Genomic DNA, 25,458 nt, shown 5'->3' with positions numbered 1-25,458 from the left:
GAGCCAGAGGGTGGCCACGTTGGGCTTTTCACGGGGCAGTGTCGACATCGGTAGCGCTCCTTGGCTGGCGGTTCAGGTGAGGGTGATTCTGGCTAGATTCAGAAGACCAGCACCTGGTCGGCCTGCTCGGTAGCCTCGGCCAGGGCGTCCATGGTGCTGCGTTCGGCGCCTTTCACTACCTCGTCATCAGTGAGGCCGCGAGCGTCCATGCAGGTGCCGCACAACAGCACCTGCCCCTTAGTCGTGACACGCTTGATCATGCGTTCAGTGTTGTAAAAGCCATCCGGCGTCTTCTGGCCGCTCTTGGCGCCCGACACAGCATCGCCCATCAGAAAGACCGTCACCTCTCCGTCTCGTTTGAGCAAGGCATGGGCCAGCCGCAAGCCATTGTAAAGGCGTTCGGTACCATAGGGTGGATCGTTAATGATGATCAGGGTATGCATGGCCTTCTCCTTGCCATCATTCAATGAATTGATAGAATGATTGTAAGATTAACTATATTTGTCAAGTGGCACGATGCTACCTTGCACTTTTCGGAGACAGATAATGACCTCGCAGCAGGATCTTCTTGATACGCTGGCCCAGGTTGCCCGTGCCCTAGGTAACGGTCACCGACTGGCATTGCTGGAGCGCCTGGCCCAAGTTGAGACCTCGGTGGAGACCTTGGCCAACACCGCCAATCTGACCATCGGTAATGCCTCTCAGCACCTTCAACACCTGCGGCGAGCGGGTCTTGTTACCGCCCACCGCTCCGGCAAGCAGATGATCTATCGCCTGACCGACGAACGGATTGTCACATTGCTGAGCCTGCTCAGGCAGGTAGCCGAGACGAATTTGGCCGAGATGGAGCGCCTGGTCGGTCAGCTGTTTGCAGATGAGGACGCCAATGGCGCTTTGGAGGCGGTCAGTCGGGACGAGCTTCTAGCTGGGCTTTCTAGCGGCAAGGTGGCACTGCTAGACGTGCGTCCCGAGGAGGAGTTTGAGGCAGGCCACCTGCCCAAGGCGATCAACATACCCTTGGCGCAGCTGGAGAACATGCTGGACAAGTTGCCCCAGGATCGGGAAATCGTCGCCTATTGCCGGGGTCCCTATTGCGTCCTGTCGCATGAGGCCGTGCAGCGCCTGCGGCAACTCGGCTACCGAGTTCGACGCTTCCAAGAAGGCTATCCGGAATGGAAAGCGGCGGGCCTACCCGTAGCGTCGTAATAGAAGGCACCACCATGTCCGATATCTTCCTGGCGAATGAGCCGCTGATTCGTGGGGCCGTCTTCGCCTTCGTCCTGCTGGCAATGGCGCTGTGGGAAATCGCCGCCAGGCGTCGGCCCCAGCGCATTCAGCGTCGCCAGCGCTGGCCAAGCAACCTGGCGATCGTCGCTCTCGACACCTTGGTGGTTCGTCTGGTCTTCCCGCTGGCTGCCGTCGGTGCCTCCCTGGTCGCTGCTGAACGGGGGTGGGGCCTCTTTAACATGATCGCTGCCCCGATGTGGCTGGCCTTGATCGTTTCCGTGGTCGTACTGGACCTGGCCATCTATTTTCAACACCGCCTCTTCCATGCGGTTCCCTGGCTCTGGCGGCTGCATCGCATGCACCATGCGGATCTGGAGTTCGATGTCACTACAGGACTGCGCTTTCACCCCTTGGAAATCCTGGTGTCGATGGGCATCAAGCTCGTTGTCGTGGCGTTGCTCGGGGCCCCTGCTCTAGCAGTGCTGATCTTCGAGATGTTGCTGAATGCCACCTCGATGTTCAATCACGGCAATGTCCGCCTGCCCAATTGGCTTGATCGCCGACTGCGCCTTCTCGTGGTTACCCCAGACATGCACCGCGTCCACCACTCCATCGTCCGTCGGGAAACCGACAGCAACTTCGGCTTCAGCGTGTCTTGGTGGGATCGGTTGTTCGGCACCTATAGAGACCAACCAGCCGCCGGGCATCTCAACATGACAATCGGCATTGAGGACTTCAGGAAGTCGCGGACCTACGACTGGATCGTATGCTTCTCCAGCCCTTTGTGATCCCTCCTCGGGACATTAAGCGACAGCGGCTTTGAGGCCACCACTCCCCCTTTCCTGCCAACCAGAAAATACGGAGAGAGCAAAGTGTGACAATGTGTTGGTAAAAGACCGGATACGCCACTTAATCTGGATACCCAAATATTGAAAAGTGTTATCTGCAGTCTATGCATTGTAAAACAGACAGTTAGATACATGTAACATGTTACCAAGTGGACTTAAGTCATGCACGCTGACATTCAGTTGGGAATTCTGGCCAAGGCGCCGCTGCCCGGCCAGTCCAAGACGCGCTTGATTCCAGGCGTGGGGGCACAACGCGCCGCCCAGATTCATGCCGACCTGGTGCGACATAGCGTGGCCACCGCCTGTCAGGCGCTTGCAGCCTCGCAAATCACCCTCTGGACGGCGCTGGATCACGCTCATCCTTTGTTCATCGAGCTACAAGCGCAATACGCCATAAGTCTGGCGCCCCAGCCGGAAGGCGATTTGGGTGCGCGGATGTTGCATGCGCTAGGCTGCGCGCCAGGGCCGACATTGCTGATGGGCAGCGATTGCCCGCTGATTAGCCCCGCGCTGCTGCGGCACTGTGGCCAAGCACTCGCCGACCATGACGTAGTGATATTACCCGCCGAAGACGGCGGTTATGGGTTGATCGGCATGACCCATCCCCAGCCGGAGCTGTTCAGGGAAATCGCCTGGGGAAGCGCTCACGTCATGGCGATGACTCAACAACGCATCCAGCAACTGGGGCTATCGCTTGCCTGCCCGGCCACCCTCTGGGATATCGACCGCCCGGAAGACTGGGCGCGCTGGCAAGCACTTAACCTACCGCTGCTCTGACACTCCCCCGCCCGCCGCGCTTTGGGCGTGGGTTCTTGGGTCACCCCGAGAACCTTCCTGCTTCGACGCGCCTTCACTAGACAACGGCTAGGCCGCTGCCCCCGCTCAAGTCGCTCCACAGGCGAGCCCCGCCAGTCCGGCGGTTAGGATATTCTTGGCCGCGTTAACGTCGCGGTCAATCGCTTGGCCACAGCCTTCACAGTGCCAATGGCGCTGCAACAGCGGCAACTTTTCAACCTTGTGGCCACAGCCATGACACAGCTTGCTGCTGGGGAACCACTGGCTCACTTTCACCAGTTGCCGCCCTGCCCAGGTAACCTTGTACTCAAGCTGGCGGACAAACTCGCCCCAACCGGCATCGCTGATGGCCTTGGCTAAATGGCGGTTTTTGACCATGCCGGTGATGTTCAGCGACTCGACACACAGCACTTGGTTTTCGTTGACGAGCGTGCGGGTTGCTTTATGGATCGCATCGCGGCGGCAGTCCGCGATCTTGGCATGGCACCGCGCCACCTTCTGGCGCAGTTTGGCCCGATTCTTCGAGCCTTTTTGCTTCTTGGCCAGCCGGCGCTGAAGGTAGGCCAGCTTGGCTTCGTAGCGTTTCAAGTGGCGCGGGGTGCCGGATTTCGCACCGTCGCTGGTGATGAACAGGTCAGTGAGCCCCAGGTCGATGCCGGTCATCTTCGGCGTGATCGGGAGGGCATCCGGGACAAACTCACATAGGCAACTGATGAAATAGCGGCCCGCAGGGTCTTGCGAAATCGTGATGCTTGAGGGCGCACTGGGTAGCGGCCTACTCCAGCGGATCGGCAACGGCACCTTGGACTTGGCGATAATGGTCTCGCCATCACGATAGCGAAACGCCGCTTTCGTCAAGCGGATCGACTGCCGCCCATCCTTGCGCTTGAAGCGCGGATAGCGTGCCTGGAGTTTGGGGTTGAAGAAGTTGTCGAAGGCGGCTTTCTGGTCACGCAGAGTTTGTTGCAGGATGACGCTCGACACATCGCCCAGCCAAGTATACTCAGCTTTCAAGTCCACCAAGCGCTTTTCCGCGACAGAGTGAGACACTGACTCGCCGTGCTGCTGATACGCCTCGGTACGAAACGCCAATGTATTGTTCCAGATAAAACGAACACAACCGAACGACTGTGCCAACAGCACAGACTGCTCGGGGGTGGGGTACAAGCGTTCTTTGTAGGCACGTTTTGTCATACTGGAAAAATATCAGGGGTTAGTGGCAGTATCAAGTGAGGCACCGCTACGCGGTGCGCGCTTGCATCACCGCCCGACTGGGCGATGCTTTACGCGCTAATTAGTAAGGTTTTCGTGTTTTCAGCGACCTAGCTATTCATTCCTCCTACGAGATACGCCCGTGACGAGACAACGCCTGTTCATTGCCGCCCTGGTGGCGCTTGCCATCGCCGCCTTCTTTCTGACCGGCCTCGATGAATTTTTCACCCTGGCCAACCTCCAGACGTATCAAGCTCAGTTTCAACAACTGTTCGTGCAGCACCCTTGGCAAGTCGGCGGGGGTTTCTTTGCGATTTACGTGCTGATGGCCGCGCTTTCGCTGCCCGGTGCCACCCTGCTGACGCTGTTGGGCGGCGCCTTGTTCGGCCTGGGCTGGGGGCTGTTGATCATTTCCTTTGCCAGCACCATCGGTGCGACGCTTGCCTTTCTGCTGTCACGGTTTCTGTTTCGCAAGCTCATCGAGCAGCGCTTTCCCCGCCAGCTGGAAACGGTCAATCGCGGTATCCAGCGCGATGGCGCCCTTTACCTTTTCTCCTTGCGTCTAGTACCGGTGTTTCCCTTTTTCATAATCAACCTGGTGATGGGCCTGACGCGAATCAAGACCGTCACCTTCTACTGGGTGAGCCAAGTCGGCATGCTGCCGGGCACCCTGGTCTATGTAAACGCCGGGGGACAGCTGGGCGAATTGGAATCCCTGGGCGGCGTACTGTCGCCGTCGCTCTTGGCTTCTTTCGCTTTGCTTGCGGTGTTCCCCTGGGTCGCCCGGCGCCTGGTGCTGCTGGTTCAGCGGCGCAAGATGTATCGGGGCTTCATTCGGCCCAAGCACTTTGACTACGACATCCTGGTAATCGGCGCAGGCTCCGCCGGCCTGGTGGCAAGCTATATCGCCAGTGCGGTGAAAGCCAAGGTAGCGCTGGTGGAACGCGGCAAGATGGGCGGCGATTGCCTGAATACCGGCTGCGTGCCTTCCAAGGCGCTGATTCGTGCCGCGCGTAGCGCCCATGAGGTTCGCAATGCCCATCGCTTCGGCATCAAGACCCAGGAACCCGAGGTCGATTTTGCGGCGGTCATGGGCCATGTGCATGAAGCCGTTGCCAACGTCGCCCCTCACGACAGCGTAGAGCGCTATACCGGGCTTGGGGTGGATGTCATTCAGGACAGCGCCACCCTGGTTTCGCCCTGGGAAGTTCAGGTCGGCGACAAGATTCTCAACGCCCGGCATATCGTCCTGGCCACCGGCGCCCGGCCGAAGGTGCCGCACCTGCCGGGAATAGAGCAGATCGACGTGCTCACCTCGGAAAACCTCTGGTCACTGAAGACATTACCCGAGCGTCTGGTGGTGCTTGGCGGGGGCGCCATCGGCTGCGAATTGAGCCAGAGCTTCGCACGCCTGGGTAGCCGGGTCAGCCTGGTGGAGGGCGCAGATCAACTGCTCGGCGGCGAAGACAGCGAGGTCGGCGAACACGTCACCCAGGTACTCGGCAGCGAAGGAATCGATGTGCTTACCCAGGCAAAGGCACTGGAAGTGATTGCCACCGATGAAGGCCACGCTCTGGTGATCGAACATGACGGAAAGCGTCGTACACTGCCTTTCGACCGGCTGCTGGTCAGCGTGGGGCGCCAGGCCAATACCCAAGGGCTGGGATTGGAGGCGCTGGGCATCAGTGCTTCTGAGTCAGGCACGCTGGAGCTGAATAACCGCCTGCAGACCCGCATGCCCAATATCTGGGCCTGCGGTGATCTCGCCGGGCCTTACCAGCTCACGCATGCCGCCGCTCATCAGGCTTGGCACGCCACGGTCAATGCGCTGTTCGGCGAACTCAAGAGCTTTGGCGTGGATTATCGCTTCATGCCGGCGGTGGTCTATGTGCAACCGGAAATCGCCCGGGTGGGGCTCAACGAAAAACAGGCCAAGGCCAAAGGCATTGATTATGAAGTCACCCGCTACATGATGAGTGAAAGTGACCGAGCCATCGCCGAAGGCGCGACGCAAGGCTTCATCAAGGTGCTGACGATGCCCGGGCGTGACCGCATTCTGGGCGCGACCATCGTGGCCGAAAATGCCGGGGAATGGCTGGGGGAGTTCACCCTGGCCATGAAGCACGGTCTGGGGCTGAACAAGTTATTGGGCACCATTCACCCCTACCCCACCCTGGGTGAAGCCGCCAAGGCAACGGCCGGGGTATGGAAGAACGCCCACAAGCCCGAGCGCTTGTTGCGCCTGCTAAAGCGCTACTTTGCCTGGCGGCGCAAGGATGAGGTGTCTTCGTGAAGAAGCTGGTGCTGGTCGGTGCCGGACACGCCCATGCCTTCGTGCTGGAAGCTTTCGCCGAACGCCCGGATGCGGGTATTGAGCTGACGCTGATCAGCGATCGCCCCAAGGCCGCCTATTCCGGTTGTGTACCCGCCTGGCTGGCCGGGGAATGCTCCCTGGAAGAAGCGCAGATCGATATCGCCGCTTTATGCGAACGGGCCGGTGCCCGCTTGATTGTGGAGCCCGCGGTGGCGATCGACGGTGCAAACCGCCATGTAACATTGGCTGGCGGTGAGAAAATCAATTTTGATATCGCCTCTCTCAATGTCGGCTCGACCCTTGAAAGACCAGCGCAGCAAAGCGATTCCCCGCCGTACCTTCTGGCCATGCGCCCCTTGAATGAGCTTCAACGGCGCTGGCAAGACTTGCTGGAAACAGTACAGGCCTGGCCGGGCGGAACCGAGCGCCGCGTGCTTGGGGTGGGTGGCGGTGCGGCGGGATGCGAAACCCTGATGAGCGTCCTGACACAACTCAGGTCACAGCGCCCGGATATCATCTGGCGCGGCACCTTGATGAGTGCGGGAAAGCAGCCACTGCCCGAGGCGGGCCGCTTGCCGCGCGCGCTGGTGAGGCGCGCGCTCAAGCAAGCGGGTGTGACCTGGCAAGGAAACTCACGGGGAGAAGCGCTCGTTAAAGGCGCAGTACGCGATCACCAGGGGCGGCAACATCCGGCGGATATCGTGCTCTGGGCCACTGGTGCGGTCGGCCATGGCTGGCTTGTCGCAAGTGACTTACCGCTGGATAAAAAAGGCTTCATCAAGGTAGAAAACACCCTGACAGTAAGCGGCATGCCTCAGCTGTTTGCCGCCGGGGACTGCACGGCCTTCGACCCGCCGTTGCCCAATGCCGGCGTCTATGCGGTACGCATGGGGCCACCTCTGGCTGAAAACCTGCGCCACGCCTGCCATGGCCAGGCACTCAAGCCCTGGCAACCACCCAGGCGCGTACTCGCCTTGATCGGTACCGGCGATGGCCGAGCCATTGCCAGCCGCGGTTTTATCGGATTTTCCGGGCGCTGGGTGTGGCGCTGGAAAAAACGCATCGATGCGCGCTTTATCGCCCGCTTCAACCGGCCTTTCTGAAACCGCCCAGCACCCGGCTGTCGGGGCCGAAGAACACCAGGCGATCATGGTCGATCAGGTAGCGATAGGCGGTTTCCAGCATATCGGTGACTCGCTGTGCATCTTCCAGCTGTGGGCAGGCCATACGCGTGGTGGCCAATTCGCTCACTTCGATACGCTGGTTGTCGCCCAATGCCACTTCGCCGCTGAAGCGGTTGCAGCCATCGTGGCCGCTCAGCTTGCCGTTGGCCTCGATACGAAAGTACGGCGTTTCCGGCATGGAAAGTCGCTCATTCGTGCCTACCAGGAGCAGATTCCAGCGCTGCTCCACCACCGGGCCAAAAAGCCCTTGCGATGACGGCTCATCCAGGCGTTGGGTATCCGGGGTACTGCTGCAACCCACAAGTCCCAAAATCACCGCCGCCAGGACTGCCAGCGGGGCGATACGGTATGCGCTTTTCATCATCAATATCTCGCTTAACAAGTGCCGGCCTGTTACCAGGTACCGGTCTTTTCCATGGACACCCAAGGCTCCCGGGGAGCAAGGGCATCGCCTTTTTGCAGCAGTTCGATGGAGATGCCATCGGGGCTTTTGACGAACGCCATATGCCCATCATGCGGCGGGCGATTGATGGTCACACCATTATCCAGCAGGTGCTGGCATAAGGCGTAGATATCCTCGACACGATAAGCCAGGTGACCGAAATTGCGCCCACCCGTATAGGTTTCCGGGTCCCAATTGTAGGTCAGTTCGATCTCGGGAGCCTGATGCTCCTCGGAGCTGGCTTGATCGTCGGGGGCCGCCAGAAACACCAGCGTGAAACGGCCTTTTTCACTTTCCTTGCGGCGCACTTCCTTGAGACCCAACAGATCGCAGTAAAAATGCAGCGAGGCATCCAAGTCACTGACACGCAGCATGCTATGCAGGTATTGCATAGTGACTCTCCTTGCTCAGTGGGTATATTCGCGGAAGATTTCCGGGGTCCGGTCATCGCGAGTAAAGCTCAGCACCGCATAGTCATCCACACGGCCAGTTTCCATACCCGGGGTGCCGTGCGGCATACCCGGCACGCTCAGCCCGGCGATATCCGGGCGCTGTTCCAGCAGTTGCTTGATATCCGCTGCCGGCACATGGCCTTCGATCACATAACCTTCGACCATGGCGGTGTGACAGGAAGCCAATTCCGGGGCGACGCCCTGTTCTATCTTGATCGAGCGCATATCGGGCTCTTTGTGATGCGCCACCTCGAAACCATTGTCTTGCAAATGTTCCACCCAGGCGCCGCAACAGCCGCAATTGGGGTCGCTGTGCACTTCGATGACAGGGTCGGCAAAGGCCGGTGAAGCCCCCGCGAACACCGCCAGCAGACAAGCACCGGATAACAGCTTGTTTATACGAGAACGTGACATGGCGACGACCTCTTGAATAAAACGGTATAGTTGAATGATTCCCCATCTTAGCTGTGATTGCTGACAGGAGAAAGCCGTGGATACCTTGACTCAGGCGGCACTCGGGGCCGCCGTCGGCGGTACCTTGCTGGGTAAGCGTCTGGGACACAAGGCCGTCGTGATCGGGGCATTGCTGGGCACCCTGCCCGATCTGGATATAGCGTTGGATTACGGCGATGCCGTGAGCAACATGACCGAGCATCGTGGCTTCACTCATTCGCTGTGGGTCCTCACCCTGCTGGGCACACTTCTGGCGCTTCTGGCCGCGCGTTTCGCCCCGGCCCGCGATATCTCACTGACGCGCTGGTGGTGGTTTTTTATCCTGGGGCTTGCTACCCATCCGCTGCTCGACGCTTTGACCACCTACGGCACCCAATTGTTCTGGCCTTCGGCCACACCACCGGTGGCCTGGCCGACCATTTTTATCATCGACCCTCTTTACAGCCTTCCCCTTCTGCTCGGGTTCGGTGTGGCGCTAGTCGGTCATCGGGTGCAGCGTGCCTGTGCCTGGGGGCTGGCTATCTCTTGCTTTTACTTGCTGCTGGCGACAGGTGCCAAGCAATGGGTGGAATACCGCCTGGCGCCGGTACTCGCTGAGCATGGGCTGCAGCAAGCTCCCCGTCTGGTTCAACCCACGCCCTTCAATATCCTGTTGTGGCGAGTCACGATCATTGCCCAGGATGAGCATCATGAAAGCCTGATCAGCGTGTTCGATGGCGACCATCAGCCGTACCTGGCGCGATTCCATCGCGGCGCCCAACTTGAGCCGCTCGCCCTGGAAACGCGGCATGGGCAACGTCTAGACTGGTTTGCCGGACCCTTCCTGCGCTACGCCACGGAGCTGATCGATGAACAGCTCACCTTGGTGGCCACGGACATCCGTCTGGGCTTTCCCGGTTTCTATCCGTTCAGCTTTACCTTAGCGAGACGTGATGAGAGGCGCTGGCAGGCACTGGAAGCACCCAGATTGGTGGACACATCACGCGACTTGCAACTGGAGGTCCTGGTGCGGCTCGCCCGCCGCGCTTTGGGCCGCCCCACAGCGCTATGCCCGGGCGATTTTGTCGAACCGCGTTGGCATATCGAGCCTGACCGCAGTTGTTGAGCAGGAACAGCCGTTGAGCAGGAACAGTTAGTGACCAGAAACACAAAACCCCGCTTTCGCGGGGTTTTCACGGCTTGGGGCAGCGTATTCGATTGAGCTGCATTCAAGCGGTGTCGTGTTAGCGGGCTTGCGTTACGTCTCAGGCAAAGTTCTGAGCGACGAAGTCCCAGTTAAGCACGTTCCAGACATTTTCCAGGTACTTGGGCCGGGCGTTACGGTAATCGATGTAATAAGCATGCTCCCACACATCGATAGTCATGATTGGCGTCTGACCGTGAGCAATGGGGGTGTCGGCGTTGCTGGTGTTGACGATATCGACACCGCCATCGGCGGTCTTGATCAGCCAGGTCCAACCGGAACCGAAGTTACCCGCCGCATTGGCATTGAAGGTCTTCTTGAATTCCTCGAAGGAGCCGAACTTGGCATTGATGGCATCGGCCAGAGCGCCTGTCGGCTCACCGCCGCCGTTGGGCGACAGGCAATGCCAGTAAAAAGTGTGGTTCCACACCTGTGCCGCCTGGTTGAACAGGCCACCTGATGAGGCGTTGATGATCTCTTCCAGAGATTTCTTGGCGTCGTCGGTGCCTTCGGTCAACTCATTGAGTTTGTTGACATAAGTCTGGTGATGTTTGCCATAATGATATTCGAGCGTCTCGGCGGAGATATGCGGCTCGAGAGCATTTTTTTCATACGGCAGGGCAGGCAATTCAAACGCCATGGGTGAAGCTCCTTATAGGGATTTTTTTCATTTGCTATCTTGCCCCCATCTCACTTGAATCTCGAAAGTGGACGGGCAAGCGTCACGGCTTGACGCGCCACTCAACCTAACGACTTTGAGCCTTTCGCGCAAGACCTTGTTCATGCAAGAGAAACTAGCCTCCCGGAGCAATCCCCTGTCCACAACCACTGTATTGAGTGCCTTCGAAGGTCAGCGTCACCCTGGCGGGAAAAGGTTTTCCACTCATGCCGTCAAAGCAGGCACCGGCTTCCAGGCGCAGACGAAACGGCTGCTCAGGCCGGGTACTTTCCAGAACCACTCGCCCATCTTCATTGTCCATGACGCTAACGCGGTAGGCCCGGGTTTCCTTGCGAGTCGCGTAATCCAGCGCCAATGAGAGGGTCGGAGTGTCATGCGCCAGTTCCACCCACCAACCCGGCTCGTTGCCTTGCCCACGAAACATCACTCCAGGGTGGTCGCTACGCGTGAAGGCGTCGCGTTGTGTGGTCAAGCGACATTGCAGCTGGCCACGCGGGGTTTCCACCTGTGCCCGCTCGCCCCGATTCCAGAAGCTGATATCACCCGCCTGATAACGTGCGCCACTGGCCACCACGGCCGCCGGCAGTTGCCAGGCACCGTGCAATGACCATAACCGAAGCTCGTCGCTGCCTGTGGTGGCGGTAACCAAATGCTGATTGGCCGGCTGACACTGCCAGGCGGAAAATTGCTCGGCACCACCGGAAAAAAAAGACGAGGGCAACAAAGGCGCGGCATTTAAGGAAGTACCGGCCGAGCCGGAGGCCTTATTCGACGGAGCTGTGGGGGCTGTACTCGCCGCCGGGGCGACACAGCCACTCAGTAACACGAACAAGGCGGCGGGCAAGCATGCGGAAAAGTAGGCAAAAGGCAAAATCGATACTCCACATCGGGGCGACAAAATAGTCCAAGCGAAAAACAGCCTGGGCGAAACGGGGCTCAGCCACGCTTGAAGGCTTGGAGATCCAACGGATCAAAGCCATTGACCTTATCGGGAAGCCCTTTTTCTTCCCGCTTCAGACGTACCTGCATCTTTTCGGCAAGTCGCTCGGAGTCATCATCCGGCGTACGGCCGTTGAGTTCGGCCAGCTGCGCCATGCCCTGATGATAAAAAGTCAGTAGATCCAGCGCGGTGGTGTTGCCTTCTTCAACTGCCTTGCGCAAACCCGGCAGGTAGCCGCTGATCTGGCCTAGATGATGTTTAAGCTGCCAGACGTAGCGTACTTCTTTCATCCATGGCCGATCCTTAAGTACGGTGAACGTTGCACCGGTGGCAAGCAGTCCCAGCAATACCCCTAGCGCGTTCAGCCACAGGCTGCTACCGAACGTGGCCACCAATAATTGGGAAAATACCAAGCCCAGTACGATCAGCTGCCCAGCCATCGCCAGACTGATCAAGCGTCCCTTGCGCCGGTAGGTTTCCGGGTCATGCTCTTCCAAGTAAAACGCCATACGAAGTCTCTCTACCATATCAAAAGTCCCTCATGATACGGCGCAGGCGGTGCTAAACAAAGCACCGAGATGGGTATTGCTCAGCCCAGCCGCTCGGCGGCTTGTTTCAGCAGGCGCTCGGTCGTTTCCCAGCCCAGGCAGGCATCGGTCACCGAAACACCGTAACGCATGGCGCCCGGCTTGAGCGGTTGCTTGCCTTCATGCAAATGGCTTTCCAGCATCAAGGCAGCGATATGCGGATTGCCCGCCTGACGTTGGGCTAATACATCCAGCATGACTTCCACCTGGCGGCGATGGTCCTTGCGCGCATTGGCATGGCTGCAATCCACCATCAGGCGCGGGTTGAGCCCGGCCTTGCGCAGCGCTCGCGTGGCAGCCGCCACATGGTCGCTCTGATAGTTGGGCTCACCGTGGCCACCGCGCAGTACCAGATGCGTATGAGGGTTACCCGCGCTTTGCTGAACCGTGGGGCGACCATTGGCCTCCAGGGCGAAACGCTGATGAGGATGCTTTGCCGCCATCATGGCATCAAGCGCCACTTGCACATCGCCACTGGTGGCGTTCTTGAAGCCTACCGCGGCAGGCAAATCGCTTGCCAGTTCACGATGCAATTGTGATTCCGTGGTGCGCGCGCCAATCGCCACCCAACTCAACAGGTCTTCGAGGTAAGGGGCAAGCATCGGCTGAAGAAGTTCCGTGGCGACCGGCAGACCACGTTCCGCCACGTCATGCATCAATTGACGGGAAAGCGTCAGGCCCTGCGCCATGTCGCCACGTCCATCAAGATGCGGATCGTAGGCCAGCCCCTTCCAGCCCACGGTGGTGCGCGGCTTCTCTACGTAAACCCGCATTACCGGCAATAGCGTATCCGCCACCTCTTCGCTCAAGGCAGCCAGGCGGTCGGCATATTCCAGTGCCGCCCTGGGGTCGTCGATGGAGCAAGGCCCGACCACTACCAGCATGCGATCATCACTGCCATCGAGAATCGCATTGACCGCGCCGCGCTGCTGCTGGATACGCGCTTCGAGTGCCGGAGAAAGATCGATGGATGCGCGCAACTGAGCGGGCGTGGGTAAGTAACTCACCGAGGCCGGGGTATCCCTGGACAAGAGCGTTTCGGTGATGGCAAGAGCTTGGCTTGCTGGGGCGTTCATTATCAATTCTCCATGGTTAAAAAATAAAAAAGCCCCGGTCGGGGTTGCCGACCGGGGCTTTCTTGTTTTCGGCAGGCGACCCTTGAAGGGTGTGCCTGTCGACGCGACGCTAGGCGTCGGCCATGGGCACACCGTGGCTAAACCAATACCAGAAATATGCCTGAGCGGACGTTTTCTTCAACACAGCACCCTTGCCGGCGAAGGCCGACATGCTAGCTGCGTTGAAAGGAAAACGTGTCGCGCTCATGGAATATCCTATCAAGGGTTAACCGGGGTGAGCCGGATTATGGGTAACTCGATGAATCAATCCTGCCTGTCGGATTCACGGATGGCAACCCTTCAGCCGGTAAATACTTGTACCCAGCCGATGGTCGCCGGCAATGCCGCCATGCTGACCAATACAATCAAGCCGAGAATGATCGACGGCAATCCTGAGGGATCCTTGAAGTTTTCGTCATGATGAGCCATTGAAGCTTCCTTATCTATTATGTATTACGGCCTGAGCCATATGCCATGTTGTCGGGGGTAAAGCGACACGATCAACAGACAAGTTTAACCAATCGAGCTTCATTCAGCGAGAACGTGATTCAGGCCTTGCGCGGTGCGTAGGCGAACACATCGGAAAACACGCGATCGGCCTCCAGCGCTTTTTCTTCCAGAACGTCAAGGCAGGCATACACCATCGGCGGCGAGCCGGAAAGGTAGACATCCCACCCTTGGAGATCGTCGATCTCTTGCGCCAGCACCCTGTCGATACGTCCTAGATGATGCCAACTGGCATTATCCGCGGGCAACGCCGCTTCCAGCGGACTTTCGGTGACGGCATGAAAACTGACCTGGGACAGCGTCCGAGCCCATTCACTGGCGAGCTGCTCATGATAGAGGTCGCGCCATTCGCGTACCGCCCACCATAGCGAGATTTTGCGTTCAGGCTGATGATGCACTGCCGCTTCAATGATCGCCTTCATTTGGGCGAAACCGGTACCCGCGGCAATCAGTAGCAGAGGGCGCTGGCTTTCCAGGTCCAGCACGCTCTTGCCACCGGGCAGGCGCACATTGAGCCGGTTGGCCACTTGCAGCAACTCACGCAGCCGGGCGGAATTCTCACGCTCAGGCCAGTGCTGGATATGCAGCTCTATCACACCATCACCGCGCTCGGCGCTGGCGATCGAAAACGGGACCCAGGTGTCCTCGTCCAGCTGTAACTCCAGGTACTGCCCCGGCGCATGCTGCATGGCTTCGGGTCGACCTTGCAGGGTCACCCCGAGCACGTCGGGGCTAAGATCTTCAACGGCGGTAACCTGGCAGGTCAGTATCCTTGCGCTCATAGCGTCTCTTACAGTTTTTTAGGGGAGAGAAAAATGGTTTGATGTCATAAAAGAAAATAGCCGCCAAGAACGTCAATGACGCGCCCTGGGCAAGGGGATATCGATTCCCAACTCATCCCAGCGACTGTCGACACGCGCCTTGACCGCCTCATCCATCACGATGGGAGTCCCCCACTCACGCTGAGTTTCTCCGGGCCATTTGTTGGTGGCATCCAATCCCATCTTTGACCCTAACCCGGAGACCGGAGAAGCGAAATCGAGGTAATCGATGGGTGTGTTCTCCACCAGGACGGTATCGCGAGCAGGATCCATTCGCGTGGTGATCGCCCAGATCACATCCTGCCAATCGCGGGCATTGACATCATCATCGAGTACCACCACGAATTTGGTATACATGAACTGGCGCAGAAAGCTCCAGACGCCCATCATCACCCGCTTGGCATGGCCGGGGTACTGCTTTTTGATGGTCACCACCGCCATGCGGTAGGAGCAACCTTCCGGAGGCAGATAGAAATCGACGATTTCCGGGAACTGCTTGCACAGTATCGGTACGAAGACTTCATTGAGTGCCACACCCAGAATCGCCGGCTCATCCGGCGGCCGGCCGGTGTAAGTTGAATGATAGATGGCGTCACGACGCATGGTCATGCGGGTGACAGTAAATACCGGAAAATGATCGACTTCATTGTAATAGCCGGTGTGATCGCCAAACGGCCCCTCCGCCGCCATGTCGTCAGGGTAGATAAAGCCTTCCAGAATAATTTCCGCCGATGCCGGCACGTCCAGGTCAACATGACCACCTTTGACCAACTCGGTCCGCGAGCCTCTCAGAAGGCCTGCAAACGCGTATTCGGAGAGCGTATCGGGTACCGGTGTCACCGCGCCAAGAATCGTTGCCGGATCGGCGCCCAGCGCCACCGCCACCGGAAATGGCTCGCCGGGATGGGCCTTCTGAAATTCGAGAAAATCCAGCGCGCCGCCCCGATGCGACAACCAGCGCATGATCAGGCGGTTTCTGCCGATTTTCTGCTGTCGGTAGATGCCCAGGTTCTGGCGCGTTTTATGCGGCCCCCGGGTGATCACCAACGGCCAGGTGATGAGAGGTGCCGCATCACCCGGCCAGCAGTGCTGGATGGGTAAACGGCCGAGATCCACTTCATCATCTTCGTAGACCACGTCCTGCACGGGCGCTCGACGTACGTTCTTCGGCCCCATGCTGAGCACCTGCTTGAAGATCGGCAGCTTGTCCCAGGCGTCCTTCAAGCCCTTGGGTGGGTCGGGTTCTTTCAAGAAGGCGAGCAACTTGCCCACTTCACGCAGCGCCTCCACTGAATCCTGCCCCATGCCCAGGGCTACTCGCCTGGGGGTCCCGAAGAGATTGCCCAGCAACGGCATCTCATGACCCTTGACGTTCTCGAATAACAGCGCAGGACCACCGGCACGCAAGGTGCGGTCACATATCTCGGTAATTTCCAGATAAGGGTCGACTTCGACAGTGACACGTTTCAATTCACCAGCGGCCTCGAGAGCGGTGATGAACTCACGTAAATCCTTGTACTTCACGGCAGGCCTCTCTGGGTCATAGCTGACGCGATCAGCGACGTTTCATGGCTTCGAAGAATTCCAGGTTGGTCTTGGTATCCTTCAAGCGGTCAATCAGGAATTCAGTAGCCGCCGTATCTTCCATCGGATTGAGCAGCTTGCGCAGAATCCACATGCGCTGCATTTCGTCTTCCGAGGCCAGCAGGTCTTCGCGGCGTGTACCGCTGCGGCGAATGTTCATTGCCGGGAACACCCGCCTTTCCGCCAGCTTGCGATCAAGGTGCGCTTCCATGTTGCCGGTGCCCTTGAATTCCTCGAAGATCACTTCGTCCATCTTCGAACCGGTATCCACCAGTGCCGTGGCGATGATCGTCAGGCTGCCGCCTTCCTCAATGTTGCGTGCCGCACCGAAGAAGCGCTTGGGCTTTTCCAGGGCATGGGCATCGACACCGCCGGTAAGCACCTTGCCGGAGCTGGGCACCACGGTGTTATAGGCCCGCGCCAGGCGAGTGATGGAATCCAGCAGGATTACCACGTCTTTCTTGTGCTCGACCAGACGTTTGGCCTTCTCGATCACCATCTCGGCGACCTGGACGTGACGCGCCGGCGGTTCGTCGAAGGTAGAGGCCACCACTTCCCCGCGCACGGTACGCGACATTTCGGTGACTTCTTCCGGGCGCTCATCGATCAACAGCACGATCAGATGACATTCCGGGCTATTGCGGGTGATCGAGGTGGCGATATTCTGCAGCATCAGGGTCTTGCCCGCCTTGGGCGGCGACACCAGCAGGCCGCGTTGGCCTTTGCCGATCGGTGCGGTGAGATCGATGATGCGTGCGGTCAGATCTTCGGTGGAACCGTTGCCGATTTCCATCACCATCCGTTCATCGGGGAACAGCGGCGTCAGGTTCTCGAACAGGATCTTGTGCTTGGCGTTTTCCGGGCGGTCAAAATTGATCTGACTGACCTTGAGCAGAGCGAAATAGCGTTCACCCTCTTTTGGCGGTCGGATCTTGCCGGAAATACAATCGCCCTTACGTAGGTTGAAGCGGCGAATTTGCGACGGGGAGACATAGATGTCATCCGGGCCGGCCAGATAGGAGCTATCCGCACTGCGCAGGAAGCCGAAGCCATCCTGGAGGATTTCCAGCACACCGTCGCCATAGATATCCTCGCCACTTTTGGCATGCTTCTTGAGGATGGCGAAGATGATGTCCTGTTTACGCGAACGGGCCAGATTGTCGATACCCATCTCGCGAGCGATATCCAGCAGCTCGGGAACGGGTTTTTGCTTGAGTTCTGTGAGATTCATCGGTGTGTTGAAAGTTGCTCATGGAAGCTGGCGCAAGGCGCCGGAATAGACGGGAGGCGAGGAGAAAACGCCGCGTGATGCGTTCAGACCCGAAAAAGACAGGTGCTCGTTATGAAAGGGACGTTGACCAAACCAGATATTTTTCTAGGCTCAATCGAGAGTGCGAGCACATGTTGACTGATCAGCACTGGGATAATGGCTGGATCAGCGGGCTATCTGACGACTTGGGAATCTGGCTGCCATGTGAAATCGAAGATCGGGGAAGACTCAACTAAGAACCGCGAGTATAGACCGCAGGTAAAAACCGAGAGTTCATCGGATCAGGCCAGTGACCCGATGTTAGTCAAGCCTTGCAGGAAACGCAAGCCTCGGTATCAAGAGGAATTGACAACACCCGAACTCGCCCGCAACCTTGCCATAGCCAACCAAGGATAGCCCATGCTCCAGGACACCTCGTTTTCCACCGAGAGCTCTTTTTCTGCCGAGGGCACATCGGACGCCCCAAGCCGCTTAGCCGCCATAGACTTGGGCTCCAACAGTTTTCACCTGCTGGTAGCCAATTATCAACATGAGCGGCTTCAGGTGGTCGCCCGTGAAGGCGAAAAAGTGCAACTCGCCGCCGGATTGGATGAACAGGGTTTTCTTGGGGAGGACGCCATCCAGCGCGCCCTTGACTGCCTGGGCCGTTTCGCCCCCTTTCTGGAAGACATTCCCCCGGCGAACTTGCGTATCGTAGGCACTAATGCCCTGCGTGATGCCGCCAACAGCCAGGCATTCATTGAACGCGCCGAAACCCAGCTGGGGCATTCGATCGAGATCATTGCCGGTCGCGAAGAGGCACGCCTGATCTATCTCGGCGCCGCCCATGCGCTGGCGGAAAACGGCCGCCGTTTGATCGTGGATATCGGCGGCGGCTCCACTGAATTCATCATCGGCGAGCAGTTCGAGCCCAAGGCGCTGGAAAGCTTGCGCATGGGCTGCGTGACCTTTTCACGACGCTTCTTCCCTGAAGGCGAACTCAATGCAAAATGCTTGCGGCGTGCCGAACTCGCCGCCCTTTCCGAGCTCGCCAATATCCAACGTCCTTATCAGCGTTTGGGCTGGGAGGACCCGGTCGGCTCCAGCGGCACCATCAAGGCCGTCGCCAGCGTATTGAACGCCTATGGCGACAGTCAGCAAGAGGGTTTGATCACCCGCGAAGGCCTGCACAAGCTGCGTGAGCGGCTACTCAAGCACAAACACCTGGACAAGGTCGCTCTCGAGGGGCTCAAGCCCGACCGTGCCCGGGTGTTTCCCGCCGGGATGGCAATTTTATGCGCCATCTTCGAAGCCTTTTCACTCAAGCAAATGCGCTTTTCCGATGGCGCCTTGCGAGAAGGCGTGCTGTACGACATGGCCGGGCGCCGCAATGCGGAAGATTCACGGCTTAAAAGCCTGGAGACCCTGAAACGTTGCTATGGCGTGGATAGCCGCCAAGCGGATAACGTCACGACAACGGCACACTTATTGTTTGAAGCCGTGCAGGAAACCTGGAAGCTGAATGAACACCAGGGACGTTACCTGGCCTGGGCCTGCCAGGTGCATGAAATCGGCCTGGCGATCTCGCATAGCCAGTTTCATCGCCATGGGGCCTATTTACTCGAGCATTCGGACCTGGCGGGCTTTTCCCGCCCGGAACAGCAGCTGCTGGCATTTCTGGTGCGCGCTCACCGGCGCAAGTTTCCGCTCAAGGAGTGGCAGGCATTGCCCAAATCGCTGCAACCCAGCTACGCAAGGCTAGCTCGCCTGCTGCGCCTGGCGGTGCTACTCAACCACTCTCGCCCGGAACAACCCTCCACGCCACCGGCGGTTACGCTCAAGAACGACGCCATGCATCTTGCCCTACCGGAAACGGAGGAGCCCACCCTGCTGCTCACCGACCTGGAGCAGGAACAAAGCTACATGGAGACTGCTGGGTTTGCGCTGTCGCTCAAGCAGGCCTGAAGCGCCAGCCCGCCGCCTGAGCGATGACCTCGCCCGGCGGGCGCAGCACCGCAACACAGACCCCCTGAAAAGTCACTATCAATAGACGCTTACGCTCCCAGGGCGGAAGCTCACTTTCCTGAAGCAAGCGCTTGAGGTCGCGCCGGCCACGTCCGGGTATCATCAGTACTTCTCCCCCGCCACGTAGCCTGACCTCAAACATCGTTTCACAAAGCGCGGTGGCACAAAGTGAGGGCTCGGGAGCTTCATGCGCGACTAACGCCAACGTTCCCAAGGGAGTGACCAGTCGGGAGCGTCCATCCCAACCGGCCTGCCATCCTGCCGGCAAGGCTTGCAGCGGGGCTGATAGATACAGCCTCCCCTTCCAGACCCGTGCTTCTCCTTGCTCCCAGGCGACAAGGGGCTGAGCGTCATGGCGCGCCTCGAGCTGTTCGAGCAAGGTCTCCAGGCGTGCGCGTGGCGGCGTGGCGAGCCCCAGCTGCTGGCAGGCGTAACGTATCAGCAGGCGCTGCCTTGCCCTGGAAAGGGTCAACAAACTGGCCAGCATCAAGTGTGACGGTTCGCCTCCCGCCGCCTGAAGATCCATTTCAGCCAATTCATCGAGCAAGGCATCCGCCTCACTCGCCTGCTTGGCCGCCTGGGCCAGGCTGCTCACCGCCTGAGGCCAATGCAGCTCCAGGCGCGGCAAAATCGCCTGGCGCAGAAAATTGCGCGACAGGCGCCTGTCTTGGTTAGTCGGGTCTTCCACCCAGGCAAGCAATTCGATCTCGGCTTCGGCCTTTAGCCGTGCCCGGCTGATGGCAAGCCAAGGGCGCACCAGCCGGGCGCCATGCCACTGGCGGACAGCGGGCATTGCCGCCAAGCCCCGTACCCCGCTGCCGCGCAGAGCGGCCAGCAGAAAGGTTTCCGCCTGATCGGTCTGGTGCTGAGCCAACAGCAAGGTGTCACCGGTTCTCACACGCCTTGAAAAAGCGCCATAGCGGGCTTTGCGAGCAGCGTCCTCGATCCCTTGCCCGGCTGATTCCACCTGAACATGCTCGACGTAAAGCGGCACCCCCAGCCGTGAACACAGACGCCGACAATGAATCTCGAACCCAGCCGCCGCCGCCTGAAGACCATGATTGACATGGAGGGCATACAAGGGTCGTGCATGACGATGGCAAGCGCGTGCCGCCAGCGTCAAAAGCAATGAGGAATCCAGTCCGCCGGAAAGCGCCACCCAGACGATACGCCCCGGCACGCTGTCGGCCAGGGCGTCATCAAGTAAAGCATTGACTGACATCCGGCGTCAGACCGGCGCCCCATAGCTCATCAAGCGCTCATAGCGGCGTTTGAGCAATGCGTCGGTGTCTAGGGTTTCAAGACGCCCGAGGCTTGCCAACAGCGCCTCCTTGACCCTTGCCGCGGTATCTATCGGGTGCCAATGGGCACCGCCCAAGGGCTCCTTGATCAAGGCATCGACAAAGCCCAGCTCTTTCAAGCGTTCAGCGGTGATTCCCATGGCCTGTGCCGCATCCGAGGCCTTCTCGGCACTTTTCCACAGGATCGAGGCGCAGCCTTCCGGCGAGATCACCGAGTAGGTCGAATACTGAAGCATGTGCAGCTCATCACACACCCCGATGGCCAGAGCGCCGCCGGAGCCGCCCTCCCCGACCACGGTGGAAATGATCGGGGTCTTGAGGCGCGACATCACCGCTAGGTTGTAAGCGATGGCTTCGGACTGGCCGCGTTCCTCGGCATCGATACCTGGGTAGGCGCCCGGGGTGTCGATAAAGGTCAGTACCGGCATCTTGAAGCGTTCCGCCATTTCCATCAGGCGACAGGCCTTGCGGTAGCCCTCAGGGCGCGGCATACCGAAGTTGCGGCGCACTTTTTCTTTCACGTCACGGCCTTTCTGATGCCCGATCACCATCACCGGCTTGTCGTCCAGCCGCGCAACGCCGCCCACGATCGCCGCATCGTCGGCAAAGTGTCGATCACCGTGCAGCTCATCGAAATCGGTGAACACAAGATCCAGGTAATCGAGGGTGTAAGGACGCTGGGGGTGGCGCGATATCTGCGACACCTGCCAAGGGCTAAGATCCTTGAAAATGGAGTCGGTCAGCTTGCGGCTTTTTTCTTCCAGGCGCGCCACTTCGTCGGAAAGATTGATCTGGCTGTCGGAGTTGACGAGGCGCAACTCTTCGATCTTCGCCTGCAACTCGGCAATGGGCTGTTCAAAATCAAGATAATTGGGGTTCATCGACTAGGCCTTGTGAAACGAGCATTCAATGACGGCATTATCGCACCCTGACCCTGCCACGCAAGGAAAGGCAAAATCAGGCATGTTTGCCGACGTAACGATAAGCTGAAGCGATACGGTACAGCAGCAATGATCATCGGTAGCGCAGCTGCACCCCGGTCTGGCCTTGGACCTCACGCAATATCAGCAGCAGGTCATCGCTGGGAGCCACCTTCCACTCTTCGGCCAGTTCCAGCCAACCGCTGGCCTCATGGTTACGGTATTTCAGCCGCACCGGCAATCCCTGGGCATCGCGATGCGGGGTCAGATAATCGCGCAGGCTGTCCACCAGGCGTCCGTTGACCCTGCCGCCATCCAGCGCCACTTCCACTGCCTGGGCATAGCGTTTGCGCGCTTCGAGCATCGGGGTCACGTCCTTGCTGCGCAGGCGCAAGCCACCGGAGTAGTCATCGCTCGATACCTCGCCTTCGACGATCAACACCTGATCGGCGTCGATATAGCCGCGTAATTGCTCGAAAAGCTCGCCGAACAGCGACACTTCAATTCGCCCGGTGCGGTCGTCCAAGGTAAGAAACGCCATGGTGTCGCCACGCTTGGACTTCATGGTGCGCATGCCCACCACCAAGCCGGCGACCCGCTGGGACTCACGCGATGGTTTGAGATCGGAAATACGGGTCGAGACGAAGCGCGCAAGCTCCTTCTCGTATTCATCGATGGGGTGACCGGTCAGGTACAGCCCCAGAGTGACTTTTTCCCCGGAAAGGCGCTCGCGGTCCGTCCATTCTCGGACATTCAGGTAATTGGCGTAAACGTCCGTGTCGTCCTGCTCCACGAAGGCCTCACCGAACATGTCGACCATGCCCCGGTTCTGGTTGCTATGGTTCTGTGCCGCTGCCTTGAGCGCATCTTCCAATGCCGCCGCCAGCACTGCACGGTTGGGACCGAGTTTGTCCAGTGCGCCGGAGCGAATCAGTGCCTCCAGGGTGCGCTTGGTCAGACGTTTGGGGTCGATCCGGCGGCAGAAGTCGAACAGGTCGGTAAAGGCACCCCCGGTCTCGCGCGCTTGCACGATGGCATCGATCGGCCCTTCACCCACCCCGCGAATGGCGCCTAGGCCGTAAACCACGCGCTTGTCTTTATCCACGGTGAACTTGTAACCACCCACGTTGACATCCGGCGGCGTCACGGTGAGTTTGAGCTGACGACATTCCTCGATCAACGGCACGACTTTGTCGAGGTTGTCCATTTCCGTGGACATCACCGCCGCCATGAACGGGCCGGGGTAATGCGCCTTGAGCCAGGCGGTCTGGTAAGACACTAGGGCGTAGGCCGCCGAGTGCGACTTGTTGAAACCGTAACCGGCGAATTTTTCCACCAGGTCGAAGATGTTGCCCGCCAGTTCCTTGTCGATGCCATGGTCAGCGCACCCTTCCATGAAACCGGCACGCTGTTTGGCCATCTCCTCGGGTTTTTTCTTGCCCATGGCCCGGCGCAGCATATCGGCCTGACCCAGGGAATAACCGGCCATCACCTGAGCGATCTGCATCACCTGCTCCTGATACAGGATGATGCCGTAGGTCGGTTCCAGTACTGGTTTCAACAGGGCGTGCTGGTAATCTGGGTGTGGATAAGACACTTCCGCGCGGCCGTGCTTACGGTTGATGAAGTCGTCTACCATGCCGGATTGCAGCGGGCCGGGGCGAAACAGGGCGACAAGGGCGATCATGTCTTCCAGAGAATCCGGCAGCAGGCGCTTGATCAGCTCCTTCATGCCGCGGGATTCCAGCTGGAACACCGCCGTGGTCTCGGCACGCTTGAGCATCTCGAAGGTCGGCGAATCATCCAGGGGAATGCTGTCGATATCCAGCGGGCCCCGGCCTTCAACGGCACGCACCTTGTCGACCATTTCCAGCGCCCAATCGATGATCGTCAGGGTGCGCAGCCCCAGGAAGTCGAACTTGACCAGCCCGGCTTCCTCGATATCGTTCTTATCGAACTGCACCATCAAGCCGCCGCCGTCCTCGTCGCACAGCAGCGGCGCGAAGTCGGTGAGCTTGGTGGGGGCGATCACCACGCCGCCGGCGTGCTTGCCGGTACCGCGGGTCACCCCTTCGAGCTTCTGGGCCATTTCCCAGATTTCATGGGCGTCTTCGTCGGCATCGAGAAATTCCTTGAGCGCCGGCTCAGCCTCGATGGCCTTGCCCAGGGTCATGCCCACTTCGAATGGAATCAGCTTGGAGAGCTTGTCCCCCAGCAGATAAGGCTTGCCCTGAGCCCGAGCCACATCGCGCACCACCGCCTTGGCCGCCATGGTGCCGAAGGTGACGATCTGGGAGACGGCATCGCGCCCGTAACGCTCGGCGACGTACTCGATGACCTTGTCGCGCTTTTCCATGCAGAAATCCACATCGAAATCGGGCATGGAGACACGTTCGGGATTCAGGAAGCGCTCGAACAGCAAGTCGTAGCCGATAGGGTCGAGATCGGTGATTTTCTGGGCATAGGCCACCAACGAGCCGGCGCCGGAGCCACGTCCCGGCCCGACCGGCACGTCGTTGTCCTTGGCCCATTGGATGAAGTCCATCACGATCAGGAAATAACCGGGGAACCCCATCTGGATAATGATATCCAGCTCGAAATCCAGCCGCTTGCGGTAACGGGCATCGATTTCCGCGTACTCCTCGCTATCTCTCGAGTAACGCTCCGCGGGAAACAGGAAATCCAGACGCTGGTTCAGGCCGTCGTGGGAGACCTTGCGAAAGAACTCGTCCTGGGTCAGGCCCTCGGGAATCTCGAATTCCGGCAGGAATATTTCGCCCAGGCGTACATCGACGTTACAGCGCTGGGCGATCATCACGCTGTTTTCCAGCGCCTCGGGAATATCGGCGAACAGCTCGGCCATTTCCGCCGGGCTCTTGAGGTACTGTTCTTCGGTATAGCGCTGTTCGCGCCGGGGATCGTCCAAGGCCCGGCCTTCTCCGATGGAAACCCGGGTCTCGTGAGCCCAGAAGTCGTCGCGCTCAAGAAAACGCACATCGTTGGTAGCCACCACCGGGGTGCCGGTGGCCAGGGCCAGCTTGACGCTTTCATGCACACAGGCTTCTTCCATCGAGCGCCCGGTACGTACCAGTTCAAGGTAAAAGCGCTCGGGAAATGCCACTTGCCACTCCGCCAGCAGCGCTTCGGCTTCCGCATAGTGATCCGAGAGCAGGTGACGGCCGATTTCGCCATCGCGGCCGCCGGACAGCGCAATCAAGCCGTCGCTTTTGGCCAGCACCCATTGCCTATCGAGAATCGCCTTGCCGTGCCGTTGACCTTCCATCCAGCCCTGGGAGATCAATTCGGTGAGGTTACGGTAGCCGGTCTCGTTCATCGCCAATAGCGTCAGGCGATAGGGATGCAGGGGATCATGGGCGTTGGCAAGCCAGAGATCCGAACCGATGATCGGCTTGAGCCCGGCTCCCTGGGCGCCCTTGTAGAATTTCACCAGACCGAACAGGTTGGCTTCATCGGTAAGGGCCAAGGCCGGCATGCTGCGTTCGGCGGTGGTCTTGATCAGCGACTTGAGCCTAAGCAAGCCATCCACCAGGGAGTATTCACTGTGCAAACGCAGATGAACAAAAGGAACCGTCATGGGCAACTCAGCAGAAAACAGAAAA

At 59.1% G+C, this 25,458-nt stretch carries 24 protein-coding genes; 7 read left to right on the top strand and 17 right to left on the bottom strand.

What is annotated here, in order from left to right; genetic code table 11:
• Nucleotides 1-98 precede the first annotated feature (98 nt).
• On the bottom strand, nt 99-443 hold the full coding sequence (locus tag LG290_RS02480) for a DsrE/DsrF/TusD sulfur relay family protein (protein WP_499836105.1): 345 nt from the start codon (nt 441-443) through the stop codon (nt 99-101).
• Between the two features lie 103 nt (nt 444-546).
• On the opposite strand from LG290_RS02480, the gene LG290_RS02475 reads away from it, so the two are divergent.
• The 3 genes from LG290_RS02475 to LG290_RS02465 all read left to right on the top strand — a co-directional run bounded on the left by LG290_RS02475 (nt 547) and on the right by LG290_RS02465 (nt 2,852).
• On the top strand, nt 547-1,206 hold the full coding sequence (locus tag LG290_RS02475) for an ArsR/SmtB family transcription factor (RefSeq protein WP_499836104.1): 660 nt from the start codon (nt 547-549) through the stop codon (nt 1,204-1,206).
• A 14-nt stretch (nt 1,207-1,220) separates the two neighbouring features.
• Nucleotides 1,221-2,015: a sterol desaturase family protein gene (locus LG290_RS02470; RefSeq protein ID WP_499836103.1), complete on the top strand. Its 795-nt coding sequence runs from the start codon at nt 1,221-1,223 to the stop codon at nt 2,013-2,015.
• 222 nt (nt 2,016-2,237) lie between these two features.
• Entirely contained in the window at nt 2,238-2,852 is a 615-nt protein-coding gene (locus LG290_RS02465; RefSeq protein WP_499836102.1) for a TIGR04282 family arsenosugar biosynthesis glycosyltransferase, read from the top strand.
• 105 nt (nt 2,853-2,957) lie between these two features.
• Here the strand turns inward: LG290_RS02465 and LG290_RS02460 are convergent, their stop codons facing one another.
• Entirely contained in the window at nt 2,958-4,064 is a 1,107-nt protein-coding gene (locus LG290_RS02460; RefSeq protein ID WP_499836101.1) for an RNA-guided endonuclease InsQ/TnpB family protein, read from the bottom strand.
• A 160-nt stretch (nt 4,065-4,224) separates the two neighbouring features.
• Between LG290_RS02460 and LG290_RS02455 the strand changes: the two genes are divergently transcribed.
• Both LG290_RS02455 and LG290_RS02450 read left to right on the top strand, forming a co-directional pair.
• A complete protein-coding gene (locus LG290_RS02455; protein ID WP_499836100.1) occupies nt 4,225-6,375 on the top strand; it encodes a dihydrolipoyl dehydrogenase family protein in 2,151 nt (716 codons plus the stop codon).
• Complete coding sequence (locus LG290_RS02450) at nt 6,372-7,499, top strand: FAD-dependent oxidoreductase (protein WP_499836099.1); 1,128 nt, start codon at nt 6,372-6,374, stop codon at nt 7,497-7,499. Before LG290_RS02455 ends, LG290_RS02450 begins: the two co-directional genes overlap by 4 nt.
• On the opposite strand, the gene LG290_RS02445 is transcribed toward LG290_RS02450, so the two are convergent.
• From LG290_RS02445 to LG290_RS02435, 3 genes are read right to left on the bottom strand one after another with little or no spacing between them, the layout of a single operon-like run.
• A complete protein-coding gene (locus LG290_RS02445; protein ID WP_499836098.1) occupies nt 7,483-7,944 on the bottom strand; it encodes an META domain-containing protein in 462 nt (153 codons plus the stop codon). The two genes, LG290_RS02450 and LG290_RS02445, sit on opposite strands and share 17 nt — an antisense overlap.
• A gap of 29 nt (nt 7,945-7,973) precedes the next feature.
• The gene (gloA, locus tag LG290_RS02440; protein ID WP_160417518.1) at nt 7,974-8,414 is read right to left on the bottom strand and encodes a lactoylglutathione lyase; all 441 of its coding nucleotides are present in this window, start codon (nt 8,412-8,414) and stop codon (nt 7,974-7,976) included.
• 15 nt (nt 8,415-8,429) lie between these two features.
• Nucleotides 8,430-8,888 carry a DUF411 domain-containing protein gene (locus tag LG290_RS02435; RefSeq protein ID WP_499836097.1) on the bottom strand — a complete coding sequence of 153 codons (459 nt, stop codon included), beginning with the start codon at nt 8,886-8,888 and terminating at the stop codon, nt 8,430-8,432.
• 76 nt (nt 8,889-8,964) lie between these two features.
• Between LG290_RS02435 and LG290_RS02430 the strand changes: the two genes are divergently transcribed.
• Nucleotides 8,965-10,032 carry a metal-dependent hydrolase gene (locus LG290_RS02430; protein WP_499836096.1) on the top strand — a complete coding sequence of 356 codons (1,068 nt, stop codon included), beginning with the start codon at nt 8,965-8,967 and terminating at the stop codon, nt 10,030-10,032.
• Between the two features lie 139 nt (nt 10,033-10,171).
• Here the strand turns inward: LG290_RS02430 and LG290_RS02425 are convergent, their stop codons facing one another.
• From LG290_RS02425 to rho, 9 genes are all read right to left on the bottom strand, one after another.
• Complete coding sequence (locus LG290_RS02425) at nt 10,172-10,750, bottom strand: superoxide dismutase (protein WP_114485945.1); 579 nt, start codon at nt 10,748-10,750, stop codon at nt 10,172-10,174.
• A 154-nt stretch (nt 10,751-10,904) separates the two neighbouring features.
• Entirely contained in the window at nt 10,905-11,660 is a 756-nt protein-coding gene (locus LG290_RS02420) for an MliC family protein (protein WP_499836095.1), read from the bottom strand.
• Between the two features lie 65 nt (nt 11,661-11,725).
• Complete coding sequence (locus LG290_RS02415; RefSeq protein ID WP_160417521.1) at nt 11,726-12,238, bottom strand: DUF3087 family protein; 513 nt, start codon at nt 12,236-12,238, stop codon at nt 11,726-11,728.
• An 80-nt stretch (nt 12,239-12,318) separates the two neighbouring features.
• A complete protein-coding gene (locus tag LG290_RS02410; protein WP_499836094.1) occupies nt 12,319-13,392 on the bottom strand; it encodes a 3-deoxy-7-phosphoheptulonate synthase in 1,074 nt (357 codons plus the stop codon).
• 109 nt (nt 13,393-13,501) lie between these two features.
• Nucleotides 13,502-13,639, bottom strand: a complete 138-nt coding sequence (locus LG290_RS02405; RefSeq protein WP_499836093.1) for a hypothetical protein — start codon at nt 13,637-13,639, stop codon at nt 13,502-13,504.
• Nucleotides 13,640-13,731: 92 nt separating this feature from the next.
• On the bottom strand, nt 13,732-13,860 hold the full coding sequence (locus tag LG290_RS02400; protein ID WP_264766789.1) for a hypothetical protein: 129 nt from the start codon (nt 13,858-13,860) through the stop codon (nt 13,732-13,734).
• 119 nt (nt 13,861-13,979) lie between these two features.
• On the bottom strand, nt 13,980-14,720 hold the full coding sequence (locus LG290_RS02395; protein WP_160417524.1) for an NAD(P)H-flavin reductase: 741 nt from the start codon (nt 14,718-14,720) through the stop codon (nt 13,980-13,982).
• A gap of 72 nt (nt 14,721-14,792) precedes the next feature.
• The gene (gene ubiD, locus LG290_RS02390; protein ID WP_499836092.1) at nt 14,793-16,283 is read right to left on the bottom strand and encodes a 4-hydroxy-3-polyprenylbenzoate decarboxylase; all 1,491 of its coding nucleotides are present in this window, start codon (nt 16,281-16,283) and stop codon (nt 14,793-14,795) included.
• Between the two features lie 31 nt (nt 16,284-16,314).
• The gene (rho, locus tag LG290_RS02385; protein ID WP_160417526.1) at nt 16,315-17,574 is read right to left on the bottom strand and encodes a transcription termination factor Rho; all 1,260 of its coding nucleotides are present in this window, start codon (nt 17,572-17,574) and stop codon (nt 16,315-16,317) included.
• Nucleotides 17,575-18,012: 438 nt separating this feature from the next.
• On the opposite strand from rho, the gene ppx reads away from it, so the two are divergent.
• Nucleotides 18,013-19,557 (top strand): exopolyphosphatase, encoded by a 1,545-nt coding sequence (gene ppx / locus LG290_RS02380; RefSeq protein WP_499836091.1) that lies wholly within the window; start codon nt 18,013-18,015, stop codon nt 19,555-19,557.
• Here ppx and tilS read toward each other — a convergent pair.
• The 3 genes from tilS to dnaE form a co-directional block, all read right to left on the bottom strand.
• Entirely contained in the window at nt 19,544-20,839 is a 1,296-nt protein-coding gene (gene tilS, locus LG290_RS02375) for a tRNA lysidine(34) synthetase TilS (protein ID WP_499836090.1), read from the bottom strand. The genes ppx and tilS overlap by 14 nt on opposite strands.
• A 6-nt stretch (nt 20,840-20,845) precedes the next feature.
• Nucleotides 20,846-21,799 carry an acetyl-CoA carboxylase carboxyl transferase subunit alpha gene (gene accA, locus LG290_RS02370; RefSeq protein ID WP_499836089.1) on the bottom strand — a complete coding sequence of 318 codons (954 nt, stop codon included), beginning with the start codon at nt 21,797-21,799 and terminating at the stop codon, nt 20,846-20,848.
• A gap of 133 nt (nt 21,800-21,932) precedes the next feature.
• On the bottom strand, nt 21,933-25,433 hold the full coding sequence (gene dnaE / locus LG290_RS02365; RefSeq protein ID WP_499836088.1) for a DNA polymerase III subunit alpha: 3,501 nt from the start codon (nt 25,431-25,433) through the stop codon (nt 21,933-21,935).
• Between the last annotated feature and the right edge of the window lie 25 nt (nt 25,434-25,458).

It is taken from the genome of Halomonas sediminis (assembly GCF_044871105.1).
GTDB lineage: Bacteria > Pseudomonadota > Gammaproteobacteria > Pseudomonadales > Halomonadaceae > Vreelandella > Vreelandella zhuhanensis.
This window is presented reverse-complemented; position numbering and strand designations above follow the sequence as displayed.